Annotated in this window: 16 protein-coding genes; 11 read left to right on the top strand and 5 right to left on the bottom strand. The window is 56.2% G+C overall.

Annotation, left to right across the window (positions count from 1 at the left end; genetic code table 11):
* Positions 1–52: 52 nt before the first annotated feature.
* Positions 53–3,739, bottom strand: a complete 3,687-nt coding sequence (locus CKV94_RS06580) for a nitrate reductase subunit alpha (RefSeq protein ID WP_003823938.1) — start codon at positions 3,737–3,739, stop codon at positions 53–55.
* Positions 3,740–4,036: 297 nt separating this feature from the next.
* Between CKV94_RS06580 and CKV94_RS06575 the strand changes: the two genes are divergently transcribed.
* From CKV94_RS06575 to CKV94_RS11185, 8 genes are all read left to right on the top strand, one after another.
* Complete coding sequence (locus tag CKV94_RS06575; protein WP_035580707.1) at positions 4,037–4,465, top strand: TOBE domain-containing protein; 429 nt, start codon at positions 4,037–4,039, stop codon at positions 4,463–4,465.
* A gap of 189 nt (positions 4,466–4,654) precedes the next feature.
* Positions 4,655–4,972: a hypothetical protein gene (locus CKV94_RS06570; RefSeq protein ID WP_003823933.1), complete on the top strand. Its 318-nt coding sequence runs from the start codon at positions 4,655–4,657 to the stop codon at positions 4,970–4,972.
* Positions 4,973–5,044: 72 nt separating this feature from the next.
* On the top strand, positions 5,045–5,350 hold the full coding sequence (locus tag CKV94_RS06565) for a hypothetical protein (RefSeq protein ID WP_003823932.1): 306 nt from the start codon (positions 5,045–5,047) through the stop codon (positions 5,348–5,350).
* Between the two features lie 94 nt (positions 5,351–5,444).
* Positions 5,445–6,011, top strand: a complete 567-nt coding sequence (locus CKV94_RS06560; RefSeq protein ID WP_035580704.1) for a hypothetical protein — start codon at positions 5,445–5,447, stop codon at positions 6,009–6,011.
* An 80-nt stretch (positions 6,012–6,091) separates the two neighbouring features.
* Positions 6,092–6,394: a hypothetical protein gene (locus CKV94_RS06555; RefSeq protein WP_003823929.1), complete on the top strand. Its 303-nt coding sequence runs from the start codon at positions 6,092–6,094 to the stop codon at positions 6,392–6,394.
* A gap of 58 nt (positions 6,395–6,452) precedes the next feature.
* Positions 6,453–7,265 carry a class I SAM-dependent methyltransferase gene (locus tag CKV94_RS06550; RefSeq protein ID WP_035580702.1) on the top strand — a complete coding sequence of 271 codons (813 nt, stop codon included), beginning with the start codon at positions 6,453–6,455 and terminating at the stop codon, positions 7,263–7,265.
* 173 nt (positions 7,266–7,438) lie between these two features.
* Complete coding sequence (gene ribF / locus CKV94_RS06545; protein ID WP_003823926.1) at positions 7,439–8,377, top strand: bifunctional riboflavin kinase/FAD synthetase; 939 nt, start codon at positions 7,439–7,441, stop codon at positions 8,375–8,377.
* A gap of 13 nt (positions 8,378–8,390) precedes the next feature.
* Positions 8,391–8,570, top strand: a complete 180-nt coding sequence (locus CKV94_RS11185; protein WP_003823925.1) for a hypothetical protein — start codon at positions 8,391–8,393, stop codon at positions 8,568–8,570.
* Between the two features lie 107 nt (positions 8,571–8,677).
* Here CKV94_RS11185 and CKV94_RS06540 read toward each other — a convergent pair whose 3' ends face one another.
* On the bottom strand, positions 8,678–9,328 hold the full coding sequence (locus CKV94_RS06540; RefSeq protein ID WP_064103257.1) for an IS1595-like element ISEco1 family transposase: 651 nt from the start codon (positions 9,326–9,328) through the stop codon (positions 8,678–8,680).
* 73 nt (positions 9,329–9,401) lie between these two features.
* Here CKV94_RS06540 and CKV94_RS11180 point away from each other — a divergent pair, with 73 nt between their 5' ends.
* Positions 9,402–9,917, top strand: coding sequence for a hypothetical protein (locus tag CKV94_RS11180; protein WP_157727253.1), 516 nt, complete (start codon positions 9,402–9,404; stop codon positions 9,915–9,917).
* 41 nt (positions 9,918–9,958) lie between these two features.
* Here CKV94_RS11180 and CKV94_RS06530 read toward each other — a convergent pair whose 3' ends face one another.
* Positions 9,959–10,966, bottom strand: a complete 1,008-nt coding sequence (locus CKV94_RS06530) for an IS5 family transposase (protein ID WP_003825078.1) — start codon at positions 10,964–10,966, stop codon at positions 9,959–9,961.
* Between CKV94_RS06530 and CKV94_RS11370 the strand changes: the two genes are divergently transcribed.
* Complete coding sequence (locus CKV94_RS11370) at positions 10,965–11,513, top strand: hypothetical protein (RefSeq protein WP_197696253.1); 549 nt, start codon at positions 10,965–10,967, stop codon at positions 11,511–11,513. The genes CKV94_RS06530 and CKV94_RS11370 overlap by 2 nt on opposite strands.
* A gap of 160 nt (positions 11,514–11,673) precedes the next feature.
* Here the strand turns inward: CKV94_RS11370 and cysS are convergent, their stop codons facing one another.
* Both cysS and CKV94_RS06515 read right to left on the bottom strand, forming a co-directional pair.
* A complete protein-coding gene (gene cysS, locus CKV94_RS06520) occupies positions 11,674–13,095 on the bottom strand; it encodes a cysteine--tRNA ligase (RefSeq protein ID WP_003823921.1) in 1,422 nt (473 codons plus the stop codon).
* A gap of 80 nt (positions 13,096–13,175) precedes the next feature.
* A complete protein-coding gene (locus tag CKV94_RS06515; RefSeq protein WP_003823920.1) occupies positions 13,176–13,682 on the bottom strand; it encodes a hypothetical protein in 507 nt (168 codons plus the stop codon).
* A 230-nt stretch (positions 13,683–13,912) separates the two neighbouring features.
* Between CKV94_RS06515 and CKV94_RS06510 the strand changes: the two genes are divergently transcribed.
* Positions 13,913–14,572, top strand: coding sequence for an OmpA family protein (locus tag CKV94_RS06510; RefSeq protein ID WP_003823918.1), 660 nt, complete (start codon positions 13,913–13,915; stop codon positions 14,570–14,572).
* Positions 14,573–14,850 lie beyond the last annotated feature (278 nt).

Genomic DNA, 14,850 nt, shown 5'->3' with positions numbered 1-14,850 from the left:
TTATCCGGTTTTCAGGTAGCCTTTTGTGTAGCAGGAGGCTACCTGAAAAACCTTATGCCTGATCGGCGGGTTCGTCCATCCAGTCGATGTCCTTCATCTTGCGGACAATTACCCACTCGTCGCGGTTGGAGCCGACCGTACCGTAATAGTTGAAGCTGTACGCCAGCTGCGCATAGCCGCCTATCATGTGGGTCGGGTTCAAAACCGCCTTGGTTACCGAGTTGTGGATGCCGCCGCGTTTCTTGGTGGTTTCCGCCGCAGGCGTGTGCACCAATTTTTCCTGAGCGTGGTACATCAAAATCATGGTTTCAGGAATACGCTGGCTCACAATCACACGGCAGGCAATCGAACCGTTGGTGTTGAACACTTCCACCCAGTCGTTATCTACCAAACCTGCTTTCTTGGCATCGATTTCGGAAATCCACACGTGCGGGCCGCCACGACCGAGCGTGAGCATACGCAGGTTTTCCGAATAGGTGCTGTGGATACCCCATTTCTGGTGCGGCGTGAGGAAGTTGAGCGTGATTTCCGGATTGCCGTTGGGCATTTTGCCCAAGAGTTTCTTGGTGGTTTTGGTGTCCACGGCGGGGCGGTACACGCAGAAGGCCGCACCGAAATCGCGCATCCATTTGTGGTCTTGGTAGAACTGCTGGCGGCCGGTGAGCGTGCGCCACGGAATCAGCTCGTGCACGTTGGTATAGCCTGCGGTGTAGCACACTTCTTCGCTCTCCACGCCCGACCAAATCGGCGAGGTAACAATCTTGCGCGGCTGGGCGACGATGTCGCGGAAGCGGATTTGCGTGTGCTCGCTGGCATTAATCAGATGCGTATGGTCGCGGCCGGTGATTTTGCCCAGCGACTGCCAAGCTTTTTTCGAAACGTGGCCGTTGGTTTCCGGCGCCAAGGTCAAAACCATTTCGGCCGCATCGATGGCGGTTTCGATTCTCGGCTGGCCTTTGCCCGCACCTTCAGGCTGCACGCCGTTGAGTTTGCGCAAGAAGTCCACTTCGTGCTTGGTATCCCACGCCATGCCTTTGCCGTTGTTGTTCACTTTTTCCAGCAAGGGGCCGATAGAAGTGAATTTCTCGTAAACCGCACCGTAGTCGCGTTCCACCACGGTCATCGCGGGCATGGTTTTGCCCGGAATCGGCTCGCACTCGCCCAGTTTCCAGTCTTTCGGGTCAAAGGGCTGGCCGAGTTCCTGCGGGCTATCGTGCATCAGCGGGGTGAGCACGATGTCTTTGCGCACGCCCAGATAGTCTTTGGCCAGCTCGCTGAATTTTTTGGCCAGGCCTTTATAGATTTCCCAGTCGGACTTGCTCTGCCACAAAGGCTGCACCGCTTCGGTAAACGGATGGATGAACGGGTGCATGTCGGACGTGTTCAGATCGTGTTTCTCGTACCAAGTGGCGGTCGGGAAAATCACGTCGGCGTACAGGCAGGTGGTGTTCATGCGGAAATCTAGGAGCGTGAACAAATCCAGCTTGCCTTCCACACCTTCCCGCTGCTTCACTTCGGCCGGCTTCAGGCAATCGTCTTCGTCGCTCATCAGGCCGTTTTGCGTGCCGAGCAGGTATTTCAGGAAATATTCGTGGCCTTTGCCGGAAGAGCCCAAAATGTTGGAGCGCCAAATAAACATATTGCGCGGCCAGTTTTTCGGGTTTTCCGGATCGTCGCAAGACATCTCCAGCGTGCCGTCCTTCAAACCTTTCACAGTGTAATCCACAGGATTCATGCCGGCTTTTTCGGCCGCATCGGTTATATCCAGCGGATTGGTTTCCAACTGCGGCGCGCTCGGCGTCCAACCCATGCGGGCAGCTTTGGCGTTGTAGTCGATCATGGTCAGGCGGCGCATATCGTCGCCAGCGTCGGACGTAAGTAACTCATCGGCGGACACGGTTTCGTGGCGATACTGGCCGGTGTGACCGTAGAAGAATGAAGTACCGGCCATCTGGCGCGCGGGGCGGTGCCAGTCGAGCGCGAAAGTCAGCGGCGCCCAGCCGGACTGCGGACGCAGTTTTTCCTGTCCCACATAATGGCACCAGCCGCCGCCGGACTTGCCGATGGTGCCGCACATCATCAGCATGTTGATCAGGCCGCGATAGTTCATGTCCAGGTAATACCAGTGGTTCAGGCCGGCGCCGACGATAATCATCGAGCGGCCTTTGGTATCGTGCGCGTTTTGGGCGAACTCGCGGGCTACCTGAATCACGCGTTCGGGAGCGACGCCGGTGTGTTTTTCCTGCCATTTCGGCGTGTAGGGCTTGTCGTCAAAATAGTCTTTGGCCACGTTCTCGTCGCCCAAGCCGTTGTCCACGCCGTATTGCGCCACCAAAAGATCGAACACGGTGGCCACCAATTGGCTGCTGCCGTCGGCCAGGGTGATGCGTTTCACCGGCACTTTGCGGAAGGTTTTTTCTTCGTCGAATTCGCCGCCGAAGTAGTCGAAACCGACGCGCACCACGTCATCGGCGCACGTTTTCAGCGACAAGGCCGCTTGAACGTCTTGATCATCCTGCGCCTTGGTTTCCAGATTCCATTTTTGGCTGCCGTCCCAACGGAAGCCGATGGAGCCATTGGGCAGCATCAGGCTGTCGGTTTTCTCGTTCCACGCCAGCACTTTCCAATCGGGATTCTTCTCTTCGCCGAAGTTGTTGCTCAAATGGGAGGCGCGCAGAGTGTATTCCGGGCGGTAGCCTTCGCCATCTTCTTTCAAGCACACCAGCACAGGCATATCAGTCAGGCGACGGCAGTAGTCTTGGAAATAGTCGGACGGATTGTCGATGTGGAACTCTTTGAGGATAACGTGCCCCATCGCCATCGCCAGCGCAGCATCCGTGCCTTGGCGCGGCGCGAGCCAGATGTCGCTGAACTTGGCCATTTCGCCGAAGTCGGACGACACGGCAACAGTTTTGGTGCCTTTGTAGCGCACTTCAGTGTAGAAGTGAGCATCGGGGGTACGGGTCATCGGGATGTTAGAACCCCAGACCAGAAGATAGTTGGAGTTGTACCAGTCGGCAGATTCGGCCACGTCGGTCTGTTCGCCCCAAGTCTGCGGCGAAGCAGGCGGCAGGTCGCAATACCAGTCGTAGAACGACAGCGGCACGCCGCCGATCAAACCAAGATAGCGCGCGCCTGCAGCGTAGCTGATCATTGACATGGCAGGAATCGGCGAGAAGCCGATAACACGGTCGGGGCCGTATTTCTTGATGGTGTAGCAGTTGGCTGCGGCCACCATTTCATAAGCTTCGTCCCAGTTAGAACGCACGAAGCCGCCCAAACCGCGCTGGGATTTGTAGGATTTGGAGCGCTCGGGGTCTTCCACAATCCATTTCCATGCTTCGATCGGGTCTTTGGTTTTGCGTGCTTCGCGCCACAGTTCGGCCAGCGCGCCGCGCATCATCGGATATTTGATACGCTGGGCAGAGTAAACATACCAGCTGTAAGACGCACCGCGCGGGCAGCCGCGGGGTTCGTGATTGGGCAGGTCCGGGCGGGTGCGCGGATAGTCGGTCTGCTGGGTTTCCCAGGTGATGATGCCGTTTTTAACGTAGATTTTCCACGAGCATGAACCGGTACAGTTCACGCCGTGGGTAGAACGGGCGATTTTGTCGTGCGACCAGCGGCTACGGTAGGCATTTTCCCACTTGCGGTCTTCGTTGGTTAAAACGCCGTGACCATTAGAAAACGGCTCGCGCTTTTGCCTGAAGAAGGTCAGGCGGTCTAAGAAATGGCTCATGTGCGATCCCTATGTGTATGCTTTGCCAGCAAAAACCGTGCAAAGGCCTTCCTGTGCAAAGCTATTCTCAAAACCGAAATACTTTTATACTCAGTGGATTGAACTATAAAACAAGCAAGCAGCAAAAAACATGCTTCCAACAGGTTTAACAGCCATTCATTAGACTAAGCCTTGTCTAGTTCGAAAGGATTAGATAGCTCAGCCTTTTGGATGGTTTTTGCAGCAGCCCAATTTAAACTCAGTACAAATCAGTTAGAATGCACACTTTATCTACCCGCTACAAAAGGAAAATCCACCATGAAAACCAGCGCACGCAACCAATTCAGTGGCAAAATCAAATCTATCAAACACGGCCCGGTAACCAGTGAAATCACGCTTGTACTTGAAAATGGCGCCGAGCTGGTAGCCACCGTAACCGAAGAAAGCTGCCGCGAGCTCGGCCTGGCCGAAGGCGGTATCGCCACCGCCCTCATCAAAGCCGGCAACATCATCGTGGCTACCGACTTGCACCCGATGAAACTCTCCGCCCGCAACCAGCTCAGCGGCCAAATTACCCATGTTGAACGCGGCGCGGTGAACTCCATTGTGTCCGTCGACATCGGCGGCGGCCTCATCCTCACTGCCGGCATCACCATGCAAAGCACCGAAACCCTCGATTTGCACCCCGGCCAAAGTGTTACCGCCATTTTCAAAGCCGGCAGCGTGATTTTGGGCGTAGTCGCTTAACAATCATCCAAACAAGAGCCACCATAAGGCTACCTGAAAATATGGTTTCAACCGAATCATGTTTTCAGGTAGCCTTTGCCCCGCCCGAATGTTCTCTCTATAAAGCACTTCGGCTATAGACAACTCCCCCGCCAAACGGCACAATGCGGCTTCGTTCCTCATTCATCATATTTCAAAAGGAAATCACAAATGAAAAAATATCTGTTTGCCGCAGCCGTATTGGCCGCCGTTGCCGCTCCTGCCGCCCAGGCCAAAACCCTGCAGCAAATGCGCAACGAATTCGTGAGCGCCTGTACACAATCCGCCACTTCCGGAGGCAGCTCCCTGAACCAGCAAATGGCCCGCACCCTCTGCTCCTGCACCTTCGACGAAACCGGCAAACAATACGGCACCCGCTGGAAAGCCACGCTGGATGCCTACGACCGCACCGGCAACGACCCGCAGTTTGAAAGCCGTATGCGCCGCAACACCGAAGCGTGCATCAATCGCCACCTCAACCACCGCTAAACGGCACACAGGCAGCCCGCTGTTTTGCAGGCTGCCTAATTTTTATTCTTCACTCATCCACATCAAAATATTATGTTTAAAAAACTCCTCCCCGCCCTATTCCTGCTCGCCCTCATCCCTAGCGCCGCCGCCAATGGCCCCACCTACAGCACGCGCGATTTGTTTATCAGCCGCTGCACTGGCGAAACCGCAACCACCGGCATTTCCCGCCAATCTGCAGCCAATATCTGCGCCTGCACTTTCGACCAAATCAGCAGCCGCTACGGCAGCAACTGGCCGCAAGCCCTCGACAGCCAAGACATCGGTAACAAACCCGAACTCACCCGCTTCATCGACACCGCCACCCGGCAATGCGTCTCCCGCCATATGTCCCGATAAATGCGGCATGATTCAAACCCAATTTTCAGGTAGCCTTTCCGTCATCATAAAGGCTACCTGAAAACACAAACCCCACTGCTTAAGGAAACTCATCATGCTTATTCGCCGACTGTTCCCCGCAGTACTTGTCCTCACCGCCCTCGCCGCCTGCCAAACCACCGGCAGCAATACTGCCAACCAAGCTCCCACCACCCCGCGCAGCAGCTTCGTCAACGCCTGCGCCGACAACGCCGCCGAATGGCGGATGACCCCCAACCAAGCCGCCGACGTTTGCGCTTGCGCCTACGACAAAGTCAGCAGCCGCTACGGCCACAACTGGATTCGCCAGCCCGCCAACCCCAACACCCCGCTGGGCCGCTATTTCATCAGCAGCGTGCGCCAATGTGCCGCCCGCCCCAACGCCAATGCCAACCCCAACCGCCGCAGCATTGCCAGCCACCGCAGCGCCTTCCTCGATCTCTGCACTTCCCGCAACATCGGCACCCCCGCCCAAACTCGCCGCATCTGCGCCTGCACCTACGACACCCTGCGCAGCCGCTACACCACCGCCCAATGGCAGCAACATATCAACAACGACACCAACCCCGACCGCGATCCCGTGCTCAACCGCCGCATGAATGAAGCCGCCAATACCTGCGTGCGCCGCCACCTCTCCCGCTGAGTTTCAGCCCCAACCCTTTTTCAGGTAGCCTCAAGCCGGCAGAGGCTACCTGAAAACCACAGCTACCAAGGAAACCCGCTATGAAACCCATCCTCTTTCTATCCGTTCTACTCGCCCTTACCGCCTGCGCCTCCAATTCCGCGGTCGGCACTTCCCGCAGTGGCTTCATCGCCCAATGCACCTCGCGGTTCAACAGTCGTACCAACACCGCCCAGCTGCGCCGCCTATGCGCCTGCACCTACGACACACTGCGCAGCCGCTACAGCGCCCGCGAATGGCAACGCGTTACCACCGCCTACGACCGAGGCCAAAGCAATCCCGTCCTCGAACGCCAGATGAGCGCTGCCGCAAACAGCTGCGTCCGCCGTTATCCCGTGCGCTGAGTTGGTAGTCCCGCAACAATCCACCCCCTCCAGCCTGACACCACTTTCAGGTAGTCTCATGCCCCACCACCGCCCCCTGCCCATCGACTTCGCCGCCGTCTACTGCGATCGCATGGCCGAACTCGGCTTCAGCGAAAAGCCCGCCGCCGAATGGGACGACAAAGCCCCCAGCTTCAGCGCCAAAATCCTCCAGCCCAGCCCCTACGCCGATGCCTTTATCGCCCGAATGCACCTCCGCCCCGGCGACACCCTGCTCGACGTCGGCTGCGGCCCCGGCACCCTCGCCCTGCGCCTCGCCCCCAAAGTGCAGCGCCTCTACGGCCTCGACTACAGCAGCGGCATGCTCCGTTGTTTGGAAAGCAACGCCCAAGCCGCCGGCCTCGTCAACATCACCCCCATCCACCTGAGCAAAGAAGACAGCTGGCACAACGTGCCCGTGTGCGACATCGTCGTTTCCTCCCGCAGCGGGCTTGACCGCGACCTCGCCGCCCTCTTTGCCAAACTCAGCGCCCACGCCCGCCGCAGCGTGTATTTCACCATCCTCGCCGACGGCCATTTCAACCCGCCCCAAATCAGCCGCCTGCTCGGCCAAGAGCGCAGCCCCTACCCCAGCTACATCTACGCCCTCAACATCCTCTATCAAATGGGCTACGACCCCATCCTCAGCTACATCACCACCCCCGGCCGCCTCGCCGACTGCACCCAACTGCCCGACTTCCTGCAGCGCATGGCCGCCGCCTACGGCACGCTCACCCCCGAACACACCCAACTCCTCACCCAATTCTTCCAGCGCCACCACAGCCAATTCGCCGAAGCCCCCTTCGCCATGAAATGGGCACTCCTGAGCTGGGATACCGAAGCCGCCGCATAACAAGCGGAAACAGAAAGGCTACCTGAAAACCTCCGCTGCAACGCCGTGCAAATCAACACAAGGCGTCCCGCCAGGCCGAAAGTTTCAGGTAGCCTTATCGCCACTCATACCGCACCGGGTGCTTTAATCCGCCCTTCCCGCTACAATAGCCCCTTTTTCCCACCCCGCCCGCCATGAACATCCGCTTCGGCAACACCGTATTCCGCCCGCACCCGCACGGCAGCGCCGTTACCATCGGCAATTTCGACGGCGTCCACCTCGGCCACCGCCATATCCTCGAACGCCTGCGCCATGAAGCCGACGAGCGCGGCCTCGCCGCCGTGGCCATCGTATTCGAGCCCCAGCCGCAAGAATTTTTCAGCCGGCAGCGCAGCGTGGAAAAACCCTTCCGCCTCAGCCCCCTGCGCGAAAAACTGCGCCTGCTGCGCGACACCGGCTGCCTCGATGCCGTATGGGTGCTGCGTTTCAACGCCGGCCTCGCAGCCGTATCCGCCGCCGACTTCATCCAACACCTGCTCATCGAACAGCTGCACACCCGCCACCTGCTCATCGGCGACGACTTCCGCTTCGGCGCCGGCCGCCAAGGCGATTTCAGCCTCCTCAGCCGCTGCCCCGAATTCACCACCGAGCGCACCCCCTCCGTGATGGTGCAAGACGTGCGTGCCAGCAGCACCCTCGTGCGCCAAGCCCTCAGCGAAGGCCGCCTCGGCTACGCCGAAAGCCTGCTCGGCCACCCCTATTCCCTCAGCGGCCGCGTGAAACACGGCGCCAAGCTCGGCCGCACCATCGGCTGCCCCACCGCCAACCTCCACCTCCCCCCGCACCGCTACCCCCTCTGCGGCGTATTCGTCATCGCCGCCCACGGCACATTCGGCACACGCTACGGCGTGGCCAGCTTCGGCCGAAACCCCACCGTATCCAGCCTGCCCACACAAAAACTGGAAGCCCACCTGTTCGACTTTGCCGACCAACTCTACGGCCAACGCCTGTGCATCGACTTCCTGCACAAACTGCGCGACGAAGCCAAATTCCCCGGCCTGCCCGAGCTGCAGGCGCAAATCGCCGCCGACATCGCCCAAGCCAGCGATTGGCTGGTGCAACACCAGCGATAGCCCCGCCATCGGCTTGCCAGCCGCCGCCCCCGCAGGCTACCATGCCGTACCGATACGACCCAATCCGGAGCCCAAATGGATTCCCCCGCGAACACGCCGTACCGCCGTACCACACAACAACACCGCTGCCGCCAGCATGCCCTTCATGCTGCGCACAGCGGTGTTTTTGTTTGACGGGTATTGGGCTACCTGAAAACAAGCGGTGAAGATTGGTAAAGAGCAAAGGAAAGGTTTTCAGGTAGCCTCTAAGATTCCGGATATGCTGCTGCCGGGCAAAACAAAAGGGGCTGTCCTAGATAACTAGGTTAGACTATCTTTTACCATTTGTTTTAACATGGCAATTTGAGATTTCATTTCATTGTTGTTAAATCGCCATTCGCACTCTTTCAAATACAGTTCGAAATGCTTTTTCGGAATGCCGTTGAATTTACGCAAATGGCGTTTGGCCTGACTCCAGAAGTTCTCAATCCCGTTAATGTGGTTTTGCCTGTCTGCAAAACAGGTGCGGTGATTGATGCGCAAGTGGTTAAACTCGCTAACATCCAATACATTGTAGGCACTGTGGCAATCAGTATAGACCACACTGTCCGGCCTTACCTTCTCCCGGATAATCGGCAGCAGGGTAGCCGACTGAGTATTGGCCACGGTAACGGTGTAAACCTTACCGTTACGCTTCAACAGTCCGAATACCACCACTTTTCCGGCTGCTCCGCGACCGCGTTTGCCTTTGCGGCAGCCGCCAAAATAGCTTTCATCTGCTTCTACTTCGCCATCAAACATTTCCAAGTGTTCGCAACGATTAAAGATAAGCAAGCGTAAACGGTGAAAGTAGTAGGCAGCGGTGTTTTTATTGACTCCGGCCAATTCGGCGGCAGTACGGGCGGTTGCTCCTGCAACGAACAATTCGATCAGTTTGTTTTGAACGGGCTGGCTGAGGCGACTTTTTCTCATAGGAATATTTTAATCAATTTTGAATATTCCTGGTTATCTAGGACAGCCCCAAACAAAATTAACTAGGAAAAACATGATCACGTTAAGAGACATCACCCAATTAATCGCCATGCTGTATTGGGGCACGATGCTGGTATGTGCGCTAGGCTCGATCTTTCTATGCTACAAAGCCCAGCCCAAGTTTTTGAAGAAATACCCATGGCTGTTGCCAGCTCCCGGGCTTGTTGTGGCAGCGCTGTTTTTTCTGTTTCCTAAAGCGCTCGTCTGGCAGGAAGAGCGGGAGAATGCCGAAAAAGTGGCCGAATGGCGCAAACGCTACGATCCCGCCAAAGCCCGTTTCGACCAGCTGTGCCAAAACGCCGGCGAGAAGATCTACCGCACGGCGGACAATGTGGACGGCATCCTGCTGCTGAAAGTGCGGGGGGATGACGAGAAGTATCAGAGCAACCGCTACAACCCGCGGAAAGACCAGATGAGACCTTTGCAAAATACCTCTCTTCACCTTTTCGCTGACAGCCAGAACCCAAACACAGGTTTTCGGCTATTTCCCTCCCCCAATACCTCCTGTTTTACCCAAATACCTCCTTAATCCTCCCCGGATACCCGATAATCAGGCATCCGGGCCGCCTTTTAGGCGGCAACAGGCACACTTAGCCTGTTAGCCGCTTTCAACAGGTTTAAACACATCGCCTTCAGATGGCTTTGCGCACTCACTTTAATCAGTCCGAAATAGGCTGCCCGCGCGTAGCGGAATTTACGGTGCAACGTACCGAAGCTTTGTTCGACCACATAACGGGTCTTCGACAAATATCGGTTGCGTTTGGTTTGCGCTTCCGTCAGCGGGCGGTTGCGGTGGGCTTTGCGCATAATGCCATCCTGCAGTCGACGCTCTTCCAGATGTTGCCGGTTTTCCGCACTGTCGTAGCCTTTATCGGCATAGACGGTTGTGTCTTTGGCTATTCCTTCCAGCAAAGGCAACAGGTGGTTGCACTCATGGGTATTGGCGGGGGTAATGTGCAGTTTCTCGATATAGCCTTCCTCATCGGTACGGGTATGTTGTTTGTAACCGAGTTTGTAGAGGCCGTTTTTCTTTGTCCAACGGGCATCTTTATCTTTACTCGGTGTGGTTTGGCCGCTGACTTGTCCTTCTTCATCGACTTCTATGGCCTGACGCTGTTTGCTGCCGGCGGTCTGAATAATGGTGGCGTCAATGACGGCGGCGGATGCTTTCTCTACTTTTAGGTTTTTTTCGGTCAGTTGGCGGTTAATCAGTTCCAGCAATTCGGACAGGGTGTCGTCTTGCGCCAGCCAGTTGCGGTAGCGGCATAAGGTGCTGTAATCGGGGATGCTCAACTCGTCAAAACGGCAAAATAGGTTGAAATCGATGCGGGTGATGAGGCTGTGTTCGAGTTCGGGATCGGAGAGGCTGTGCCATTGTCCGAGCAGGACGGCTTTGAACATGGATAACAGGGAATAGGCGGGACGGCCGCGGTGGTCTCGAAGGTAACGGGTTCTTTGACGATTCAGGTACTGTTCGATCGGTTGCCAATCAATCACTTGATCCAACTTCAATAGTGGGAAGCGGTCGATGTGTTTGGCAATCATGGCTTGTGCGGTTTGCTGGAAGAAGGTGCTCATGAGAAATCCCCTAAATGTCTTGGGTGGAAATTTAGGGGATTTTGGGGGATTTTGCAAAGGTCTCCAGATGTGGGAGGATGCGGCGGTAGAGAGTGAATCAAAGCGGGAAGAATATGTTGCCAGTTTTTTGCCATATTTTTCCCATGTGCACTATGATTATGTTGATGTTTTGCAAAAAGATGGCTCGATTATTCGTTATAGTGGTAATTGGCATATATATGACAAGCCGTTTAATCAAGAGACTAATCCAGCACATCCTGCCCGCTACGCAGTCACCTATGAGAATGATGTTTCTTGGGAAAACCGCAAGCATTGGATAGCCGGAACAACAATAAAGATAATTGACACAAAGACAAATGAGTTGATGGCTGAAAAAACGATGTATGTTTTTGTGCCGGCACTAGGTTATTCTAAGTTTGAACAAAATCCAAATCCTTGGGGTAGGGGAGATAGATGCCCAGAGGAAGATTCATACCAGTTACAAGCTGTTTCTTTTGCAAGGAAAGTTTTACTTTCACCTTCATTTAAACCGGAGGCCAGCAAGTAAGTTTGATTGATAAACCCAATATTCTTCAGGTAGCCCTTTCCCTTTCAGGCTACCTGAAAAGCCGTAGGTCAGGTTCTTGAATCTAATACCCTGCTAAAGGCTACCTGAAAAAAGGCTACCTGAAATTTCAGGTAGCCTTTGTTTACTTACATCAAACTTATCAGCCGCGTGTCCAGCTGGTGCCGTCCGCGCCGTCGCGCAGGGTGATGCCTTGCTCGGCGAGCAGGTCGCGGATGCGGTCGGATTCGGCCCAGTTTTTGTCGGCGCGGGCTTGCTTGCGCCGGGCGATGAGGGCTTCGATTTCTTCGTTGCTCAAACCGTTTGCGGTCGCGCCGCCTTGCAGGAATTCGGTGGGGTTACGTTGCAGCAGCCCAATGGTGCCGGCAAGGGCTTTGAGGCAGCCGGAAAGCTCGGCAGATTGGGTTTTATTGGCTTCGCCTGCCAACTCAAACAATACGGCCACGGCCTGCACGGTGTCGAAATCGTCGTTCATGGCGGCAAAGAAACGGCGGGTATAGTCGTTGGCTTCGGAGGCTACCTGAAACTCTACAGGCGGCACATTGGCCAGGGTGTTGTAGAGGCGGGTGAGGGCGTTTTTGGCGTCGTCGAGGTGCGCATCCGAATAATTCAGCGGGCTGCGGTAGTGGGCGCGCAGGATGAAGAAGCGCACAATTTCGGGATCGTATTGCTTCAGCACGTCGCGGATGGTGAAGAAGTTGCCCAGGGATTTGGACATTTTTTCGCCGTCCACGCGGATAAAGCCGTTGTGCAGCCAGTATTTAACGTGGCTGGCGATGCTTTGGCCGTGGTGGGTGTGCGCGTGTTCGTGTCCGCAAACATGGCCGCTGGCGCCAACGCTTTGGGCGATTTCGTTTTCATGGTGCGGGAACTGCAAATCTGCGCCGCCGCCGTGGATGTCGAAGGTGTCGCCGAACAGCTTGTCGCTCATGGCGGAGCATTCGATGTGCCAGCCCGGGCGGCCGTTGCCCCACGGGCTTTCCCATGCCGGTTCGCCTGCTTTGGCGGCTTTCCACAGCACGAAATCAAGCGGGTCGCGTTTGAAACCGTCCACTTCCACGCGCTCGCCCGCGCGCAGGTCGTCCAGCGATTTGCCGGATAATTGGCCGTAAGCGGCAAACTCGCGCACGGCATAATAAACGTCGCCGTTGGCGGCGGGATAAGCCTTGCCGTTGCGAATCAGGGCTTCAATCATGGCAATCATCTGCGGAATGTTTTCCGTGGCCTTCGGTTCAACGTCGGGCCGCAGTACGCCCAAGGCGTCGGCATCTTCGTGCATGGCTTGGATGAAGCGGGCGGTGAGCTCGCCGATGGTTTCGCCGTTTTCAGCCGCTCGGGCGATGATTTTGTCGTCGATATCGGTGATGTTGCGCACATAAGTGAGCGGATAGCCGCATTCGCGCAGCCAACGGGCAATCATGTCGAACACCACCATCACGCGGGCGTGGCCGAGGTGGCAGTAGTCGTACACGGTCATGCCGCAAACGTACATGCGCACATTTTTCGGATCGATGGGGGCGAAGGGCTCTTTTTGGCGGGTGAGGGTGTTGTAGATGCTTGGCATAGTGGCAATGGATGTGGTTAGTTAAAAATTAGAGGCTACCTGAAAATAAAACTACTGCGAAGTTTCTGTGCAGCTGAAATTTATTTGCTATCGGCTTCGACGGGACAGCTTGGGCCTTGGTAGGTGTAGTGCTGGTTAACTTGGGTGTTGTGGACGGAATTGCGTTCGGTATCGGTGGAGTTGATGGAGAAGGCAACAACAGGGCGCCCTTGCGGGTCTTCTTTCAGCACCATGCTCACGGTATAAGCATCCAAACCGGGCTTGGCTTGGGCGGGATTGAGCAGGGTGTAAACCCGGCCGTGGTCGGTTTGGCGTTCTTCAAACCGGCCCTGGGGATAGAGGCCGGTGGTGCGCCGACTTATTTGCTCTTGCAGCCAGGCTTGGCTGTCGGCAGGGATACAAACTTTCCGCTCGGCATGGATGGAGGGTGAACGCGGGAACGGAATAGCATCTGGCTCGTCGGCGGGGCGGTAGTTGCCACCATCGTTGCCCTGGTATAGATAGAGGCCGGCCGGGAGCTCGGCGTGGGCAAAAGCAACAGCACACAAGGCGAGCGCAGGCAGGAGGAGGCGGGAGAGGCACAACATATTTTCAGGTAGCCTGTTGGGTTGTCGGGAAGGGCATTGTAGCCGAAAGCCTTGTTTGCAGCCACATGGCGGGCAAATGTAAACAAACTTTTGGAAAGTTTTGAAAACGGTAAATGTTGCCGCAGCGGCTTTTGTTTATACGGCAGCTCGCCTATAGTGGCTACTGTAGGCAGCGTGTTTTATATTAACTTTTTGTTTTCACCAAACTCTTCCACAAAAGGAAATCAATTATGATGAAACGTCTAACAGTATTAACCCTAGCCGCCACCTTTGCCCTGAACGGCTGCGTTACCGATCCGGTTACCGGCCAGCAAACTATTTCTAAAACTGCGCTGTTCGGCCTCGGCGGCGCGGCAGCCTGCGGCGCGGTGGGCGCGCTGACCCACGGCAGCAAAGGCGCGCGCAATGCGGCGCTGGGCTGCGGCGTGGTAGGCGCGGGTGTCGGTGCCTATATGGACGTGCAAGAAAACCGTCTGCGCCAAGAGCTGGCCAACACGCCGGTGGAAGTGCAACGCCAAGGTGACCAAATCAAGCTGACCATGCCCAGCGGCGTAACCTTCGCCACCAACAGCTCCAGCCTGAGCCCGGACGCAGTAAATTCGCTCAACACCGTGGCCAATGTGCTGACGCAGTATCCGGAAACCACCATTACTGTAGCCGGCCACACCGACAACACCGGCAACGACCGCATCAACAACCCCTTGTCTAAAAACCGCGCCCGTTCGGTAGCCGGCTACCTCACCGGCCGCGGCGTGGCTGCCAGCCGCATCAGCACCGTGGGCTACGGCTCACGCTCGCCGGTGGCCGATAACTCCACCGAAAGCGGCCGCGCGCAAAACCGCCGTGTGGAAATCTTAATCAACCCCACCACCCAAGCAGGTCGGCAGTAAGCTATAGTTAAAGCCAAGGCACGGCGGAAGCAATTCCGGCGTGCCTTTAGTTTTGCGCGACAACTGCCTTCATCAGCATCAAATGCCGCTTTATTTAAATCTTCATCTTGCCCGCCGCAAAGGCTACCTGAAAATGTCGGCACAGCAACACATTTAGTTTTGACTGTGCCGCGCTTCGTTTTCAGGTAGTCTTTACGCCGAACCTCGGCCGTTTCCACGTTTTTCTAATTTTGTCTACTCTAAAAATAGTATCCGAGCAGATTTTGCCAGACGAAATC

This window comes from Eikenella corrodens, from assembly GCF_900187105.1.
Taxonomy (GTDB): domain Bacteria; phylum Pseudomonadota; class Gammaproteobacteria; order Burkholderiales; family Neisseriaceae; genus Eikenella; species Eikenella corrodens.
This window is presented reverse-complemented; position numbering and strand designations above follow the sequence as displayed.

Bases quoted from the DNA above. Each gene is read 5' to 3' on its own strand.
- CKV94_RS06580 (WP_003823938.1), bottom strand. From the start codon at position 3,739: ATGAGCCATTTCTTAGACCGCCTGACCTTCTTCAGGCAAAAGCGCGAG.
- CKV94_RS06575 (WP_035580707.1), top strand. From the start codon at position 4,037: ATGAAAACCAGCGCACGCAACCAATTCAGTGGCAAAATCAAATCTATC.
- CKV94_RS06570 (WP_003823933.1), top strand. From the start codon at position 4,655: ATGAAAAAATATCTGTTTGCCGCAGCCGTATTGGCCGCCGTTGCCGCT.
- CKV94_RS06565 (WP_003823932.1), top strand. From the start codon at position 5,045: ATGTTTAAAAAACTCCTCCCCGCCCTATTCCTGCTCGCCCTCATCCCT.
- CKV94_RS06560 (WP_035580704.1), top strand. From the start codon at position 5,445: ATGCTTATTCGCCGACTGTTCCCCGCAGTACTTGTCCTCACCGCCCTC.
- CKV94_RS06555 (WP_003823929.1), top strand. From the start codon at position 6,092: ATGAAACCCATCCTCTTTCTATCCGTTCTACTCGCCCTTACCGCCTGC.
- CKV94_RS06550 (WP_035580702.1), top strand. From the start codon at position 6,453: ATGCCCCACCACCGCCCCCTGCCCATCGACTTCGCCGCCGTCTACTGC.
- ribF (WP_003823926.1), top strand. From the start codon at position 7,439: ATGAACATCCGCTTCGGCAACACCGTATTCCGCCCGCACCCGCACGGC.
- CKV94_RS06540 (WP_064103257.1), bottom strand. From the start codon at position 9,328: ATGAGAAAAAGTCGCCTCAGCCAGCCCGTTCAAAACAAACTGATCGAA.
- CKV94_RS11180 (WP_157727253.1), top strand. From the start codon at position 9,402: ATGATCACGTTAAGAGACATCACCCAATTAATCGCCATGCTGTATTGG.
- CKV94_RS11370 (WP_197696253.1), top strand. From the start codon at position 10,965: ATGAGAAATCCCCTAAATGTCTTGGGTGGAAATTTAGGGGATTTTGGG.
- CKV94_RS06530 (WP_003825078.1), bottom strand. From the start codon at position 10,966: ATGAGCACCTTCTTCCAGCAAACCGCACAAGCCATGATTGCCAAACAC.
- cysS (WP_003823921.1), bottom strand. From the start codon at position 13,095: ATGCCAAGCATCTACAACACCCTCACCCGCCAAAAAGAGCCCTTCGCC.
- CKV94_RS06515 (WP_003823920.1), bottom strand. From the start codon at position 13,682: ATGTTGTGCCTCTCCCGCCTCCTCCTGCCTGCGCTCGCCTTGTGTGCT.
- CKV94_RS06510 (WP_003823918.1), top strand. From the start codon at position 13,913: ATGATGAAACGTCTAACAGTATTAACCCTAGCCGCCACCTTTGCCCTG.